Annotated in this window: 10 protein-coding genes; 5 read left to right on the forward strand and 5 right to left on the reverse strand. The window is 63.0% G+C overall.

Annotated features, from left to right (window positions below; all coding sequences use genetic code 11):
• Positions 1-58: 58 nt before the first annotated feature.
• The 5 genes from ABD903_RS22045 to ABD903_RS22065 form a co-directional block, all read right to left on the reverse strand.
• A complete protein-coding gene (locus ABD903_RS22045) occupies positions 59-721 on the reverse strand; it encodes a hypothetical protein (protein ID WP_345227833.1) in 663 nt (220 codons plus the stop codon).
• A complete protein-coding gene (locus tag ABD903_RS22050; RefSeq protein ID WP_345227835.1) occupies positions 721-1,569 on the reverse strand; it encodes a metallophosphoesterase family protein in 849 nt (282 codons plus the stop codon). The genes ABD903_RS22045 and ABD903_RS22050 overlap by 1 nt, the downstream gene beginning before the upstream one ends.
• A gap of 409 nt (positions 1,570-1,978) precedes the next feature.
• Positions 1,979-3,640 (reverse strand): FAD-dependent oxidoreductase, encoded by a 1,662-nt coding sequence (locus ABD903_RS22055; RefSeq protein ID WP_345227837.1) that lies wholly within the window; start codon positions 3,638-3,640, stop codon positions 1,979-1,981.
• 270 nt (positions 3,641-3,910) lie between these two features.
• Complete coding sequence (locus tag ABD903_RS22060; protein ID WP_345227839.1) at positions 3,911-5,308, reverse strand: sensor histidine kinase; 1,398 nt, start codon at positions 5,306-5,308, stop codon at positions 3,911-3,913.
• Positions 5,309-5,639: 331 nt separating this feature from the next.
• Positions 5,640-9,473: a S8 family serine peptidase gene (locus ABD903_RS22065; protein ID WP_345227841.1), complete on the reverse strand. Its 3,834-nt coding sequence runs from the start codon at positions 9,471-9,473 to the stop codon at positions 5,640-5,642.
• A gap of 218 nt (positions 9,474-9,691) precedes the next feature.
• On the opposite strand from ABD903_RS22065, the gene radA reads away from it, so the two are divergent.
• The 5 genes from radA (at position 9,692) to ABD903_RS22090 (ending at position 16,910) form a co-directional block, all read left to right on the forward strand.
• Positions 9,692-11,080, forward strand: coding sequence for a DNA repair protein RadA (radA, locus tag ABD903_RS22070; RefSeq protein WP_345227842.1), 1,389 nt, complete (start codon positions 9,692-9,694; stop codon positions 11,078-11,080).
• A gap of 249 nt (positions 11,081-11,329) precedes the next feature.
• Complete coding sequence (locus tag ABD903_RS22075) at positions 11,330-12,799, forward strand: TlpA family protein disulfide reductase (RefSeq protein ID WP_345227844.1); 1,470 nt, start codon at positions 11,330-11,332, stop codon at positions 12,797-12,799.
• A gap of 140 nt (positions 12,800-12,939) precedes the next feature.
• Positions 12,940-13,962 (forward strand): SPASM domain-containing protein, encoded by a 1,023-nt coding sequence (locus ABD903_RS22080; protein WP_345227845.1) that lies wholly within the window; start codon positions 12,940-12,942, stop codon positions 13,960-13,962.
• A gap of 268 nt (positions 13,963-14,230) precedes the next feature.
• Positions 14,231-14,719, forward strand: a complete 489-nt coding sequence (locus tag ABD903_RS22085) for a hypothetical protein (RefSeq protein WP_345227847.1) — start codon at positions 14,231-14,233, stop codon at positions 14,717-14,719.
• Between the two features lie 376 nt (positions 14,720-15,095).
• Positions 15,096-16,910 (forward strand): T9SS type A sorting domain-containing protein, encoded by a 1,815-nt coding sequence (locus tag ABD903_RS22090; RefSeq protein WP_345227848.1) that lies wholly within the window; start codon positions 15,096-15,098, stop codon positions 16,908-16,910.
• The last annotated feature ends 56 nt before the right edge of the window (positions 16,911-16,966 follow it).

Consider the following 16,966-nt stretch of genomic DNA (forward strand, 5'->3'; position numbering starts at 1 on the left):
AAAGCGCCTCTCCTTAACGAAAAGGAGGGGCGCTTTTTTACAAGCTTCGAGTAACGGGTTACAAGTCCACCTTAACACCCAGGGCCAGCGTGGCAATGTCCAGGGCGCTGAGGGCTTTGCGGTTATTGAACCAGCTAACAAGGTAAATGTCGTTGGTGCCCAGCTCGTAATAGAACGAGGCGGTGCGGGGCTGGCCGTTGGCTTTGTTGGGCAGGGCGTAACCCAGGCGGCCACCCACAAATGCACCCATGCGCCAGTGCGAAGGCCACCAGTAGTAGCCCTTGGGGTACTTATTGTCTTGCGTAGCAACCAAGCCACGGCTGGCGGTATAGTTCAGCAGCCCACCCACCGAGAGGGGTTTCGCCTGCCAGCGCGAATTGCCCAGGTCCAGCGTCCAGGGCGAGTACGTAATCTTGGCCGTGAAAATGCCCATGGGCGTAATGCTGTACTTGCGGGGCACGTAGCCCGCTAGCAGGTCCACATCGAGGCGGTTGCGGAAAGCGGTGTAGCCGACGCCCACGGTTGCCATGCCCTGCCCGCCCGCAATTTGGGCAATGGCATGGTGCGGGCGGTACCAAGGCTGGGCCAGCAGCCCGGTTTCTTTTTTCGGTTTATCGGTAGGCGCGTCGGTAGCCGTGGTGCCAAGTGGCGGATCGGTGAAGGCGAATGCGGCGGCGGGCAGCCCGGCGGCCAGCAGCAAGGAAAGCAGGAGCGCGCGCATTAGTATGAAACGGTTTCAAGCTTGAATTCCTTGTCGCCCCACAGGGTAAACACCACGTATTCGCGCTTTTCAAAGCTGTACGAATTCACGAACGTGATGCCATTTTCGTAAGGCTGCCGCACGCTGAAATCGTGCTGGTGACCGTTCAGCTGAAACACCAGGCCGGGCGCATTTTCAAGGGCCTGTACGTAAGGCCCCACCAGCTGCGGGTCGAAGTCGCCGTCGGTGGGGGGCACGTGGCTCATCACAATCTGGCGGCGGGCCCCGCCCGAGGTAGCCAGGGTGCGGTTTACCCACGACATATCGGGCACCGAGCCGTTAAAGCCTACCTCGCGGCCGTTGGTATCCACCAGCACAAAGCGCGTGTCGGCGTACGTAAAGGTGTAATTCAGCGGGCCGTAAATGGTTTCGTACGCGCCGCGGCCGTTGGCCACGTAATCGTGGTTACCGATAACGGTGAGGTACGGGATGTTCATTTTGCGCAGGCGCTCATCTACCCAGCGCATTTCGCGGCCCATGCCGAAATCGGAAATGTCGCCGGCAATAACCACGAAGGCCACGTCGCGGCGGCGGTTGATGCTTTTTACAAATTCCTCGGCCTCGTCGTAAAAGCGTTGCGAGTCGCCGATAAACACGAAGCGCAAGGTGTCGCCGCCCGAGGGGTTGGGCTTGGCCGCCAGGGCTTCCAGGTTCTTGCGCGTCAGGTCGCGGTACTTAGCCGGCGACCGGGTTTCGTTGGGGCTGAACTCTAACAGGTCGCAGCCGGAAAAGAGAAGAAAAAACAGGGCCGGCACTATGCCGCGCAAAAGCCGCGCAACGGGCCGTATTAGTGAGGAGAGAGGGTTCATAGCGGCCGCACAAAATCAGCTGAGGAATGGGTAATAGCATATTCTTGCCGTCTGCATATACCGGCTAAGTCTATACTTTGTTTAATTAATATTGACTAATATGCAAGAGGTTGTGAAAATAAATTTCGGGCTCTGACAGGGGTATGATTACTAAGTAGTTGTGTAAGGTTGCAAGCTCATTGATATTCACCTTGCCGACGAGCTTAAGCCCTTAGGCTAGCTGGTTTAAAGTCAAGCTGTTTGGCGCGCCATAAAGTGAACTGACCGGAACTTGCGGTGCTGCTTAAAACACTCGCCAACTTGCCGCGAGCAACAGGCACAGCTGCCGAAACGGGGCACGGTTTAGCTGCCGGCACTGGCAAAGCCAGCCGGAGTTTTGTATTGGGTTTGCCAGTGGAAGTAGAGTGAGTTACTCGTCGAGGTACTGGTGCACGAACTTGATGGCCATGGAGCCTTCGCCCACGGCCGACGCCACCCGGGCCATGGCCCCGGCGCGGCTGTCGCCGGCCGCGAAAATGCCGGGCACGCTGCTTTCGAGGGCAAACGGTTCGCGCCCGCGTTTCCACTGGCCGGCGTAGCGCGGGTCGGCCACCAGGTCGCGGCCCGTCAGCACAAAGCCTTTGCCGTCGCACAGCAGCACGTCGCAGAGCCACTCGGTGCTGGGCTTGGCCCCAATGAACACGAACAGCGCCCGCGCCGCCCGGGTTTGCACCTCGCCCGTGCGGTTTTGGCGCAGCACCACTTCCTCCAGATGGTCCTGCCCGCGCACTTCCTGCACTTCGGTGAAGGGCAGCAGCTCGATGTTGGGGGTGCGCCCAATCTGCTCAATCAGGTATGCCGACATGGACGCGGCCAGCGACTCGCCCCGGATAACGATGAACACCCGCCGGGCGTAGGTGGCCAGGTACATGGCCGCCTGCCCCGCCGAGTTGCCGCCGCCTACCACGTACACGTCCTGGTCGCCGCAGGAGCGGGCCTCGGTGCGGGCCGCGCCGTAGTACACGCCTGCGCCGGTGAGGTGCTCTATGCCCGGCACCTCTAGCTGCCGGTAGCTAACGCCGGGCGTCATCACCACGGCGCGGGTACGCACCTCGCTGCCGTCGGCCAGCGTGAGCACCTTGTACTGGTCCTGAACACAGAGCTTGGTTACTTCCTGCGACAGCAGAAACTCGGCCCCAAGCCGTACGGCCTGCGCCCAGGCCCGGTGAGCCAACTCGGCCCCGCTCAGGCCGGTGGGAAAGCCCAGATAGTTTTCGATGCGCGAGCTGGTGCCGGCCTGCCCGCCGGGGTTCTGCCGTTCAATAATAAGCGTCTTCAGTCCTTCGGAAGCCCCGTACACGGCTGCCGCCAGCCCCGACGGCCCAGCCCCGATGACTACCACATCGTACAGCTCCTGCGAGGCCTTGCGCGAGAGGCCCAGCAACTCGGCTAGCGCGCCGCGGCTGGGTTGAGCCAGGGTTTGGCCGTCGGCGCCCAGCACCACGGGCAATTCACTGGGCGAGTAGCCCGTGCTGGCCAGCAGGACCGGGGCCTCGGGGTTGGTTTCGAAATCGTACCATTGAAACGCCACCATGTGCGCCGCCAGAAAATCCTTCAGCTCGTGCGAAAGTGGTGACCATTGAAAGCCCACCAGCCGCACGCCGCTAAAACGCGGTTTGTAGGTAGCCTGCCAGGCGCTTAGCAAGTCGTGAAGCGTGGGGTAGAGCAGGTCCTGGGGTGGGTCCCAGGGCTTCATGAGGTAGTAATCGAGGCGGGCGTCGTTAATGGCGCGAATGGCGGCTTCGGTGTCGGCGTAGGCGGTAAGCAGCACCCGTTTGGCTTCGGGAAAAAGCGTGCGGGCTTGCTCCAGCAGCTGCACGCCTTCCATGTCGGGCATGCGCTGGTCGGCCAGTACCAGGGCCAGCGGCTCGGCGCGGGTTTTCAGCTGATGCAAGGCTTCCAGGGCTTCGGTGCCGGAATTGGCGCGCAGAATGCGGTAGTCGCGCCGGAATTCGCTGCGCAGGTCGCGGTCGATGGCCGACAGGACTTGCGGATCATCGTCGACTACCAGGAGTACGGGTTTCTTTTCCATGGGTGAAGCGGAAGAGGCGCGGAGTGAGGGAAGGGCCCTTGCGGGCAATGGGTGTTGTGTAGTTAAGGGGTTATGGCTGGGCGTACCGCATTCGGTGGGCGGAAGAACTGTACCCGGCAACAGCGCGCAAGTTGTTTCTGCTACGATTCTCGGCAGGAGGTGCTTCTGCGTAAGGTTGCTGGCTACTGTCAACAACGATTGTCAACCACCCCTGCCACGGCTTTGCCACGGCGTCTCGGCCTCAGCAGAGAAGGGCAGTGAACCGTTCCACTACTCATTTACAGGCAGCCACACGCAGAATTCGGTGCGGCCGGGCTGGGAAAGGGCCTGCACGCGGCCGTTGTGGCTGAGTACGATGCGGCGAACAATATCGAGGCCGAGGCCGGAGCCTTCGCCAACGGGCTTGGTGGTGTAAAAGGGCTCGAAGATGTGGGGCAATACATCGGGTGGAATGCCGGGGCCGTTATCGATGACGGAAACGCAGACCTGGTCACCGTCGCGGCGGGTTTTAATCGTTAACTCGCCGCCTTCGGGAAGTACGTCAATGGCATTGTCGATGAGGTTGGTCCATACCTGATTGAGGGCGCCGGGCTGGCCGGTTACCAGCATCAGGCCCGGGGCGTAGTTGCGCGAAACGCGCACCCGCTGCTTGCGCAGCGGGTAGCTCAGCAAGGCCAGGGTGCTATCGATGCCGGCGTGCAAATCGGTGGGCACGCGGCCGGCGGCGCGGTCCATATGGGAGTAGTCTTTCACGTTGCCCACCAACTCGCTGATGCGGTGCGAGGCTTGTTTCACGTCGCGCACGAGCTGGCGGTTGCCAAGCTGTAACTCCAGCCAGCGCAAGGCTGGCGTGCGGGCGGCAGCAGGCAATGCGCTGAGTACGGGCGCGAGGTCGTCGGCTTCGAGGCCGCCGGCGAGCAGGCCGCCGGCCAGCACGGTAGCGTCGGCAATACCTTGGGCATACAGCCAATCGATGAGCTCTTCTTCGCGGTCAGACTGTTCCAGGGCCGAGAGCGAGGCCCCGGGCATGGCCGTGCGGTTGGCCAGCGCGAGCAGCGGCGCGAGGGTATCGAGCGGGACCTGGGCAGCTAGCAGCGCGGTTAGCAGTTCGGGCTCGGCGGCGGCGTGGTTGGCCAGGGTATCGGCGGCGCGGCTGATGGCGGCCACGGGGTTGTTGAGTTCGTGGGCGAGGCCGGCGGCCAGCTTGCCCAGGGCGCGCAGCTTGTCGTCGCGTTCCTGGCCGCGCACTTCTTCGCGGGCGCGGTCGTTCATCAGGCCCACTAAACGCTGCACCAGCTCGGGGCTTACGCGTTCCAGCTCGGGAAACCAGTTGCGGTGCAGCGCAAACACGGTGGTGGCTTCCAGTGCCACGCCGTAACCGCCGAAGGTGCGCAGCCGGGAATAGGGGAGCACGCCGGTTACCGTGCCCTTTTCAGTCCGAAAAATAGCTTCGCGCTGCCCGTTGCGCACCACCGAAAACTGCACGCTGCCCTGCAGCAAGGCCATCATGTACTCGGCCGGCTCGCCGGGCTGCACAAAGGTTTCGTTAGGACTGAAGTCGCGCCGCTCGCCGTGGGCCAGCAGCCAGGCCAGCACGTCGGGGGGCAGGTCCTGAAACGCCGGTACCTCGGCCAGGTCCTCAATGGTCAGCGTAGCGGTGGTGGGCATAGCGGCAAGAGCTGAGGTGCAGAAACGGAACGGATGAGCAGTATAGCAGTTTTGAAATAGCAGACGCCGCACCGGGCTTTTTGCTTTAAATGTCGCCTGGCTTTTTCCCCACGTTCCTTGCTGAATGGCTGATTGTACCTCGTTGCGCCATTACCCGCTGTGCGGTTTTCCTCGATTCTGCTGAACGCAAATACCGGTACAGGCCCCGTGTGGCTGGACGAAAGCATCAACAAAACCAAGCCTTCGGCCGATACGGCCAAAACCACAAGCAGCGGCGCTACTACCCGCAGGAGTTGCGCCGCCGCTTGGGCAGAAATTACGAATGGAAAGGCTACTTGATTACCCGCAGCTGGCGGGCACCACTGGCACTCTGTAACCGCAGGGTGTACACCCCGGCCGGCAACAGCGTTACGGGCACCTGTACCTGCTGCAAACCAGTGGCCGCCGGCAGCTCCTGGCGCCTAACCTCCCGGCCCAGCGCATCAACCAGTACCAGCGTTGCCGTGCCCGCGGTGGGCAGGGCCACTTCCACGTTCAGGGCGTTGGTGAACGGTACCGGGTAAGCCGCCAGATACGGCTGCTGGTCGGTGGTTGCGTCTCGGTACACGGTAACCACGGGGCTCAGGTGGGCCGTACCGTCTTCGTCCAGCTGCCGCAGCTGGTAATACAGCTGATTGGTGCCGAGGTAGTTGGCGTCAGCATCGGTCCAGGCGTATTCGCGGCGGGAGGAGCTGTTGCCCGCCGCCCGAACGTTGCCTACCACTTTCCACTGCTGGCCGTCACTGCTGCGCTCTACATCGAAGCTGGCGGCGTCTTTTTCATTGGCCGTGGCCCAGCGCAGGCGCACGTCGTCGGGGCGCCACTGCCCGCTAAGCGCGGCCAGGGTTACCGGCAGCGGGCCGGTGCCGGTAACACGGGCATCGGCCAGGTAAAGGTTGTTGCCATAGGCGGTAATGTTGGTAAAGCGCAGTATGGCCTCCCGGCCGGCCGTGCCGGCGGTAAAGGGCGTCAGGTCCAGGGTTTCCTTGCGCCACTGGCTGGCCAGGGTGGGGGTGTAAGAGGCCGTGGTGGCGGTGGCAGTGGCCAGCGCGGCGCCCGCTTTCAGGTAGCCGGCGGGCTGGAAGGTCTGGCCACAATCGGTGCTGATGTCAACGCGCAGGGCGTCGCTGTATTGCGCGTTGTACTGAGCGTAGCTAACCCAGAACTCCAGCTTGGGCAGGCTGCGGCTGCGCAGGTCCACGGGCTTGGTCAGCAGGTAGTCTTCGGCGCCGGCGTTATCGTAGTCGTAGTTATTAACCCAGGCCGCGGCCGTAACTGAGCCAGTTGGTCCCATCACCCCAACCCGGTGCTGCCAGGTGATTCCCGCGGGGTTGCGCACCTCCCAGCCCGCCGGGGGAAACGCGGCAAAGTTTTCCACCACTGGCATAAAAGCACCACGTGTAACAGTGATGAGCGCGTTGTGAGTGAGCGTATTGCTGCCCAGGGCATTGGTAATGCTTAGGCTTACCGAATACGTGCCGGGCTGGCTGAACTGCACCCTGGGAGAAGCAGAGGCAGCCGTGGTAGCCTCAACAAAAGAGACTCCCGTACTGGGGGAAACGCTCCAGTTCCAGGCGGTAATAGGAGCCCCCGCGCTTTGGTCAATGAGCGTGAGGGGGATGTTAGTGCAGGCCTTCAGCGTGTTGCTGGTAAAAAAGGCCACGGGTGGCCCACAGGTGGTGGCAACAACAGCGGCGCGCCGCACGGCCACAGCCCGCTGGCCCCGCAGCCCGTTGGCGCCCAGGGCCCGCACGCTGTACCATTCCTCGGTGCCCGCCGTGGCCGGCACCTGCGCCGAAGTGCCGGTTACGGTGGCGGCCACGTCCATGTATTTGGTGCCCAACCGCAGCACCTCGTAGCTGGTGGCGCCGCTCACGGCCGTCCATTGCAGGGTAGTGGAATTGCTGCAAAGGGAGGTGAACTGAATGCCCGTGGGTACCCCCGCAATGGTAAAGTTGGCGGCCGACTGGTTGCTGGCCGCCCCGCGCGTTACCCGCACCCGCACCTGCCCCGAAGCCACGCTGGGAACCGTCCAGTTGTAGTGGCGGGTGGTGGCACTCAGGCCTGTGGTAATGGCGGTCCAGGTGCTGCCGCCGTTGGTGCTGTAGTCGAGCGAGAACGTGCCGGTGCCGTTGGTCGCCGCGTCCCAGCGAATCACCTCGGTTTCGGCTGGCACGAAGGCTTCGCCGCCAATGGGGTGCGTTAGCTCCACACCGTCTTCAATGTAGCTGTAGGTAATGTAGTAGCTCTGCGGGCCCTGCGGAACGGCCGTGCCGTTTACGGTGAAGGTATAGGTGCCGGCGGCCGGGTCGTTCAGCGTCACCTGCTCGCTGTTGTTGAGGTTGTCGGTGCCGCGCACGGCGGCTTCGGCTACCGCGGTGGGGGCTGGGTTCAGTACCCACGGCTGGTAGGTAACGTTGCCGGGCGCGGTGAGGGTAAAGTCGAGGTTGTTTACCAACGGTACGGCGGCGTTGGCGGCGCCTTCGTAGTCGTGCCAGTACAGCATTACGCGCAGCTGCTTTTTGCCGGCGGGCACCGTAATGGTGTGGGTAAGCGCCTGGCCCTGGGTAATGGTGTTGGTCAGGTAGGTTCGGTCTTCCAGCACCCGCACGGCGCGCAGGGCATTCATGCGGCCGTAGCCGAAACGGAAATCGGGGCCGGCAGTGCCCAGGTCCTCGGCAGTGTTCATGAGCGACGCTTTCAGCAAGGCGCCCGGGGCTTCGGCGCCGGCGTTCAGGCTGCGGTAAGCCTGGATGAGCTGCGCCAGCACGCCTGATACCCCCGGGCAAGCCATGGAGGTGCCCGAAAAGACGTCGTAGGTGTTGGGGTTGATGGTAGAAGTTACATTGCTGCCTACGGCACAGATTTCGGGCTTGATGCGGCCGTCTTTCACCGGGCCACGGCTGCTGCTGCCGGAAAGCACATCGGTGTGGTCCACGTTGCCCACGGTAATCACGTTTTTCCCGGCCTTGAGGCCGCCCGTAATGGTTCCCCAGCCCGCCCCTGAAGCTCCGTAGCCACAGGTAGTAGCGCCCGAGTTGCCGGCCGAAAACACGTGCAGCAGCAGCGGCATTTGCCGGGTTTGCTGGTCCATGGAACGTGCGTCGGAGGTATAGCCGGCGTTGCAGGTTTGCCCGTACGAGCTGCTGGTAACGCGAATGTTGCGCGTGGTGTAGTGCGAGGTAATGCTGTTGATATTATTGGGGTAGTCGTAGTAGTAGTTAAAGGCGCCGGTGGCCTGGCCGCGCTGGCGGGGGTTAAGGTTGCCCGCCCCCATGATGATGCCGGCCACGTGGTCGCCGTGGGTGCCGCGGTCGGGGCCGGAGCTGCTTTGGTCGAAGCGGCCCTGGTAGTCGATGTGCGGGCCGATGGCGCCGTCGTCGCCGTGGGCAATGTTTACGCCGGTGCCGTCGTACTTGCGGCCGGCGCCGTAATCGGTAGATAGCACGTTGGCACGGTGGTCGGTGCGGGCGCGCTGGTTTTCAGGTACGGCCGGGGCGGGCACGTATTCCAGCGAGGCTACCCAAGGCAATGCTGCAATAGCCAGCGGCGCCGTGGCCGGACAAACCAAGGTGAGCTGCGCGCTGAACTCGTTGCGGGCCGTGATGCGGTAGCCGGCTAAAATCAGCTGCCGGGCCGCTTCGGCCTGCGTAATGGAGCTGTGGTGCTGTACCACTACTTCCACCAGTCCGCCGCCGCGCAGGGCATGCGCCGGGGTAACGCCCTCGGCCATTTCGCCAGCCAGCTTCCAGCGGGGCTCCACCGGCAGCACGCTCCGGATACCAAAGCCCCGCAGGGTGCGCGGGTTCAGCCCTACCGGCAAGGTGCTCACCCACGCGTTATCTGGCAGGTATTGCAGCAGCTGCACTCCCAGGCGGGCCAGCTCGGCCTTTTGGCTTTCGGTGGGCAAGGCATCGAACTGCAGCAGGCGGTAGTAGCGGTTGGCCCATACCTCTCGTGCCGCGGGGCGGGCTGCCGCCTGCATGCTCCAGGTAGCAAAGTTGGCGGCGGGCGTTACCGTGCCGCTGGCCAGCCGCAGCTGCGGCACGGGCCGGGTTTGGGCGTGGGCTGCCGGGCCGGCTAGGGCGCCAAGCAGTAGAAAAGCCAGGAAGTAAAGTTGTTTCATAAGCTGAGTCAGGAAAAGGAAAGCGGATATTTTCAGCTAGTTATGACGCTGCGGGCTCAATATATAACCTTAATTCTATGTTGTTGAGTCCTTATTGCCGAGAATGCAACGAAATCATATAAGCACCATAATCCGGGCCGGTTGCTGCGGGAAACCCTGATCTTGGCAAACTTTTTCGCGCCGCCGCGCATTACCTCTTTTCACCCCGACCTTTGTAAATGGCCAAGCTCAAGACCCTTTATTTCTGTCAGAATTGCGGCGCGCAGTCGGCCAAGTGGATCGGCCGCTGCCCTTCCTGCAGCGAGTGGAACACCTACGTGGAAGAGGTAGTGGAAAAGGCCGAAATAACGCCCGCCACGGCCTGGAAAGCGTCGACGACCATTGGCGCGGGCCCCAGCAAATCGGCCAAGCCCAAACCCCTCGGCGATATTCTGTTCGAAGAAGAGTCGCGCCTCGATACCGGCGACGGGGAGCTGAACCGCGTGCTGGGCGGCGGCCTGGTGCCGGGCTCGTTGGTGCTCATCGGCGGTGAGCCGGGCATTGGCAAAAGCACGCTCATGCTGCAAATTGCCATGCAGCTCCAAAACCTGCGCGTGCTTTACATCTCGGGGGAGGAAAGCGAGCAGCAGATCAAGATGCGCGCCGAGCGCCTCGGGCAGCAGCACAAGGGCTTGTACATTCTTACCGAGACCAGCACCCAGAACATCTTCAAGCAGATTGACGCGCTGCAGCCCAATGTGGTCGTCGTCGATTCCATTCAAACCCTGCACAGCCAGCTGGTAGAGTCGGGGGCGGGTTCGGTGAGCCAGGTGCGCGAATGCACCACCGAGCTGCTGAAGTACGCCAAGGAAACCGGCGTGCCGGTGCTGCTCATCGGCCACATCACCAAGGACGGCTCCATTGCCGGTCCCAAAATTCTGGAGCACATGGTGGATACCGTGCTGCAGTTCGAAGGCGACCGGCACCTGACCTACCGCATTCTGCGCACGGTGAAAAACCGCTTCGGCTCTACTTCCGAGCTGGGCATTTACGAGATGCAGGGCGCAGGCCTGCGGCAGGTATCGAACCCCTCGGAAATCCTGCTCAGCCAGCGCACCGAAATGCTCAGCGGCATTGCCATTGGGGCCACGCTGGAGGGCAACCGCCCGCTGTTGGTGGAAGTGCAGGCCCTGGTAACGCCCGCCACCTACGGCACGCCCCAGCGTACCAGCACCGGTTTCGACAGCAAGCGCCTACAAATGCTGCTGGCGGTGCTGGAAAAACGCTCGGGCCTGCGCCTAGGCCAGCACGATGTGTTTCTGAACATTGCTGGCGGCCTGCGCCTCGAAGACCCCGCCCTCGACGTGGCCGTGTGCGCCGCTGTGGTGAGCAGCCTCAACGACATTCCCGTGCCCGGCGACGTGTGCCTGGCCGCCGAAGTGGGCCTGAGCGGTGAAATTCGGGCCGTAAGCCGCCTCGACCAGCGCCTGTCGGAAGCCGAGAAACTGGGCTTCGCCGAAATGTACATTTCGCAGTTTAACGGCCGCGGCCTCGACCTGGGTCGTTTTGGGCTAAAGGTTCACCCCGTGGGTCGCCTCGACGAGGTACTGACGGGCTTGTTTGGATAACCGGCCGCCCCAGCGTTTGGGGCGTAAGAAGTCCAATCCTCGGCATCACTTTTTTATGCGACACCCGAAAATGTGATGCCTAAGATTGGACTTTGTAAACCTATATGCCTTAACTTAGGCCCGGTAATTGACTTTTACCGTGAATGACTTGCCGCTTAAATTTTAACGGCAACGTAACCGCGGAATGGTTTACCCCGTGTAGTGAATGAACGTATTGCCCGATAGCCCACCCCGCCGACTCGTATTCTAATGGCTGCTTCTTTCTTTAAACTAGCGTTGCCCTTTGCCATGGTGGCCTTGCTTGCGCCGTTGGCCAGCTGGGCGCAGGGTACGGTGGTACTCACCGGCAAAATCAACGGCAAAACCGCCGATTCGGTGGCCGTAGCCGTGCGTGAACACGCCCTCGACCCCAAGGAGCAGCTTACGTACGCGGCTGTGAACAACAAAGGGGAGTTTCGGCTGGCACTGCAGGTAACCGGTCCTACCAAAGCCGACCTCGTGTACGCCGACGACGTGGCAGCCCTGTGGCTGGAACCCGGCACCCAAATGGATGTGCGCTTCAAGGGCGGCGACTTATCGGGTACGGTGAAGTTCAAGGGCAAAGGCGCCGAAGCCAATGGCTACTTAGCCGATTTCGACCAAAAGTTTGTAGATAACGACGGCCTGCAGGTACTGCCCGAAAACATCATGCTTTACGAGCCGGGCTTCCTCTCCTTCTTGGACTACCGCCGCAAAGAAGAAAACAAGTTCCTGGACGATGTAAACCAGGACCAGAACGTGTCGGCGGCCTTCCGCAGCTACATGAAGGCTGAAATAGATTACAGCTACGCCAACGACCGGCTAACCTTTCAGGACCTGCGCGAGCAGGTGGTGGCCACCGAAGGCCGCTTGAAAATGACGCCCACCTACTACGATTTTCTTAAAGACGAAAGCTTGGTGAACAACGCCGCGGCGTTGGAAAACGAGACCTACCGGGAGTTTCTGCTGAACTACGTGCACTACTTGGCCGCTGCCGGTAACCACAAAAAAATCGACCCCGACTACTACCAGGTATGCTACAACTTGGCCAAGGAGAAGCTCTCGGGGGCAGCCAAATCCATTGTAATGGGCCGCGTGCTGCAGGAAACCTTCCGCTTCGGGCACGTGCGGCAGTCGGCGGCGCTGCTGGAGAACTTCCGCGCCTCCGTCGATACCAAAAACAAGTATTACCCGGTGCTCAAGGCCGATTTCGATGCCCACAAGGACTTCGCCATCGGTTCGCCAGCCCCCGATTTCAAGCTGGTTACCTCCACCGGCGACACCGTTACGCTGCGTTCCTTCGCCGGGAAGCTGGTGTACGTGAATTTCTGGCGCAGCACCAGCGGCCTGAGCCTGCGCGACTTGCCGTACGCCCAGGATCTGGCCAAGCGCTTCAGCGGGCAGAACATCGTGTTCCTGAACATTGCCCTCGACGAAAACGAGCCGGCCTGGAAACAGCTGGTGGTTAGCAAAAAGCTGTCGGGGGTGCACGTGCGCGCCAACGGTGGGCAGCGCGGCTCCCTGGCCCGTTCCTACATGCTGAGCGAGGTGCCGGCGTACTTCCTCATTGCCGAAGATGGTACCTTCCTGAACACCAAGCCCAAGCGCCTGAGCAGCCGTGCCGCCGTGGACGAAATCAAGGAATCGTTCGGCAAAGCCGCCGTGTACACCAGCGTGCTGTCGACGAACGGCAAAAACTAGTACAAGATTTCTTCGTTAACCGGAACCGCCTCCGCACTAGCTGTGGAGGCGGTTTTGTGTTTCATGCAAGCTGCGTTCCGGCAGCCGAACTTCCCGCCCGCCCCGCCGGTTAACCCCGCATTGCCGACCTTTGCCCTACCATGCGCTCCACCCTGGCCGACGGGCTAAACTTCTTCTCGAAACTCACGCCTCTGCGGGCCCTAAACGCCGTGCAGGTAACAGGCTCGTACGTGCTCAGCCGCGTCACTAAAAGGTCGCGGGCGTGGGGGCTGCCGCTGGCCGTAAGCCTGGAGCCCACCACCAGCTGCAACCTGCGCTGCCCCGAGTGCCCGAGCGGCCTGCGCTCCTTCACGCGCCCCACCGGCATGCTGCAGGACGACGTGTTTACCCGCACCATCGACGAGCTGGCGCCGCGCCTCTGGTACCTCACCTTCTACTTTCAGGGCGAGCCGTACCTGCACCCGCAGTTTCTGGACATGGTGCAGTACGCCTCCAGAAAGAAGATTTACACCGCCACCAGCACCAACGCCCACTACCTGACCGAGGACAACGCCAAGAAAACGGTGGAAAGCGGCCTCGACCGCCTCATCATTTCCCTCGACGGCACAACCCAGGACGTGTACCAGCAGTACCGCGTGGGCGGCAAGCTGGACAAGGTGATTGAGGGCACCAAGCGCATTGTGAAGTACAAGCGGGAGCTGAAGTCGCAGACGCCGCGGGTGATATTCCAGTTTCTGGTGGTGCGCCCCAACGAGCACCAGATGGAGGACGCCAAGCGCCTGGCCCAGGAGCTGGGCGTAGACGACGTATGGTTTAAGACCGCCCAGATTTACGACTACCAGAACGGCTCCCCGCTCATTCCCACCATCGACTACTACTCGCGCTACGAGAACAACCAGAACGGCACCTGGAGCATCAAGAACCGCCTGCTCAACCACTGCTGGAAGATGTGGCACTCGTGCGTGATTACTTGGGACGGCTTGGTAGTGCCCTGCTGCTTCGACAAAGACGCCGAGTACCGCCTCGGCGACCTGAAAGGCCAGACCTTCCGCCAGCTCTGGCACGGCCCCAAGTACACCGGCTTCCGTAAAGCCCTATTGAAAGGCCGCGACCAGGTAGAAATGTGCCGCAACTGCACCGAGGGCACCAAAGTGTGGGGCTGACATTAATTCATAATTGATCATTATGAGTTATTAATTGCCCTATATTTAGCCCGTTACTGTTCAGCTATACCCGCCGCATCTTCGGATGATTCTTCGGTTCCCGGGCTTTTAGCCCGCCACCGGCCCCGCTCCGCTACCGTTTTTCACACACCTTTTTGGTTACGCCCGCCTTTCTGCCGATTTCGGCCAGACGGAGCGGGCGTTTGCGTTTTTTCCGGGCTTCGGCCCGTGCTTTTTCTTTTTCTCCACTTTTAAACCCGTTTGCCGCATGCCTACCGAAAACCTCCAAATCAGCCTCTCAGCTGCCGAACTGCAAAAGATCAACGATGCGCTGGCCACCCTCAATACGGTGCTGGGGCCGCTGCTCATTTCGCTCAACCCGAAGGAAAAAAGCCGCTTGCCCAAGGCCAACGACGGCCTGCTGCCCTTCATCCAGAAAGCCCTGACCTACGCCGAGCAGCAGCCCAAATTTGCCCCCGGCTACCTCGATATTGCGGGCCTGCGCCTCGACCTGACGGCCTGGCAACAGCTGCGAAGCGTGCAGCAACTGCTGACCCCGCTGGCCGACAACCTCAACTCGACCCTGATGAAGCTGGGCAGCGAGGCTTACGTGGCGGCTCTGAGCTACTACAACGGCGTGCAGCAAGGCGCCAAGCAAAGCGTGCCCGGCGCCCAGGCCCTGGCCAACGACCTGAAAACGCAGTTCGAGCAGCCCACCCCGGCAGCCAAGGCGGCGAAACCGGTGCCCGCCGTTTAACCGGCGGGCCGCTTTACCCCAAGGGGCCCCGCATACGCGCCCGCTCGTCCCGGAGATGCCCGCTCGCGTCTTCATGACGGGCGGGCGCGTTCCGGATACGCGATGGGCCGGGTAAACGACGCGGGGCCGCGTCTGCGGAACGCGAGCGGGCGTCTCCAAAACGGGCGGCCCCGTTTTGGAGACAGGCGCGGCCGTCGTTTGGATGCGCGGGCGCGTCCCGAAGACGCGGCCGCCCGTCTCGCAGACGCGACGCCGCGTGTTTGGGGTGGGAGAGGGTACCCCCGAGGTAACCCCTTCGGCCGTTGCGCCGAGGAGGTGTATCTTGACGAGGAAGGCGGCGCGGTTGGTTGTGGGAAGTGCTTTTATTTCGACTTGAATGAGCTTTATGAACTTCCTGCGTAGTCTTCTGCTGCTGTTGATTGGTCTGCTGGGCGTTTTAGCCGCCCAGGCCCAGCCTACTCGCACGTGGGAACGGACTTACCTGCGGGCAGATGGGGGCTACCTGACCACGCTTCCGCTGCGTCCTGGGGTGCATCTGCACGTTGGGTCTCTTTTGGATTTAAATGCCGGGGAAGCGGAAATGCGGCTGGTGCTGACCCGGGCGGCCACGGGCGACACGCTGCGGGTGGTGCGGCTGAACCGCAACGGGCCGGGCGGCTACGACTTCCCGTCGGACGCGGTGCTGGAGCCGGACGGGGCCGCGACCGTGTTCGGCTACCACGCCGAGGCGGCCGCCTCGGCGCCGGGCACGTTCGACTACACCCAGTTCGCGGTGCAGCTCGACACGCTGGGGCGGGTGCGCTGGCAGCGCTTCCTCAACCTCAACGACTTCTCCACCACCGGCCGGCTGCTGCGCCTGCCCGACGGCTACCTGCTGACGACCAACGCGGCGGCGGTTCCCGGCCAGCCGGAGTTTCCCGTGGCGCGGCTCACCAAGCTGGACCGGCAAGGCAACACGGTCTGGCAGCGCCGCTACCCGAGCGCGGGCTTCGCGGGCATCGGCGGCTTCTACGCCTTGGCCCTGCACCCGGACGGCAGCATCCTGGCCGCCGGCTTCCGCGACGTGGTCAATCCGGCCACCACGCCCTTCTGGCGGCGCAGCCACTGGCTGGTCAAGCTGCGGCCCACCGGCGATACAATTCGCTCGGTGACGGTGGGCACGTTCACCGAGCGCGAAGAGGCCTACCACCTGGCCCTGACCCCGGACGGGGGCGTGGCCCTGGCCGGGCTGCAAACCTCGCACCGCAACGGCGACTACCCCGACGACGGGCAGCTCGTCAAGCTCGACGCCCAGCTGCAACCCGAGTGGACGCGCACCATCATCGGCGCCGACCCCACCAAGCAGCACGACCTGCGCGCCTTGCGAGTCACCGCGGCGGGCGACCTGGTGCTGGCCGGGCGCTACCGGCAGCCGGGCCGCTGGAACGGCTACCTGAGTGCTTTTTCGGCGGCCGGCGCGCCGCGCTGGAGCCTGCTGCGCCAGCTTGGCGCCCGCGACGCTTTATACGAGACGTTGCACCTGGAGGCTGACGGATCGGCCGTGCTGGCGGGCAGTGTGGAGCCGGTGGTAAACACGTACGCGGGCTTGTTCACGCGCTACGCGGGGGTGGGGGCGCCGTACGTGCCCAACCTGTGCGCCGTGCCGCCGACGGCGCAGTTCGCGTGGGCGCGGCCGCAGCCGGACTCCTTGGTGGTGCTCGATACGTCGCTGCCGGGCCCGCAGTACGCGGAGGCGGCCGTGTGGCGCTGGGACTTCGGCGACGGCACGCCGGCCGTGGAGGGGCAGGCGCGGGCCCGGCACCGCTACGCGCAAGTGCCGCCGGCCGGCACGCCCGTGCGCCTCACCGTCACCAACAACCTGGGCTGCACCAGCACCGTGACCCTGTACCCCTTCGGCCAGCCCACGGCCACGCGGGCCAGCGCGGCGCTGGCCGCCAGTGTGCGCCTCTACCCCAACCCGGCCCCGGGCGGCCGCGCCACCTTGGACGCCGAGGCGCCGACCGGCGGGGCAACAGTGGCCACGGTGGCGGTGACGGATGCGCTGGGCCGGGCGGTGAGCACGCACACGGTGCGGGCAGCGGGCGGGCGCTGGCGCTGTACCGTGGACCTGGCCGGGCGGCCGGCGGGCGTGTACTTGGTGCGCCTGACGACTCTGCAGGGCACGGCCGTGCGCCGCCTCGTCAGGCCCTAGCTAACCTAGGGTACAGACCTTTGGTTAGGGCTAAGGTTAGTTCCCCTCCTCAGCTG

It is taken from the genome of Hymenobacter koreensis, assembly GCF_039541855.1.
Taxonomy (GTDB): domain Bacteria; phylum Bacteroidota; class Bacteroidia; order Cytophagales; family Hymenobacteraceae; genus Solirubrum; species Solirubrum koreensis.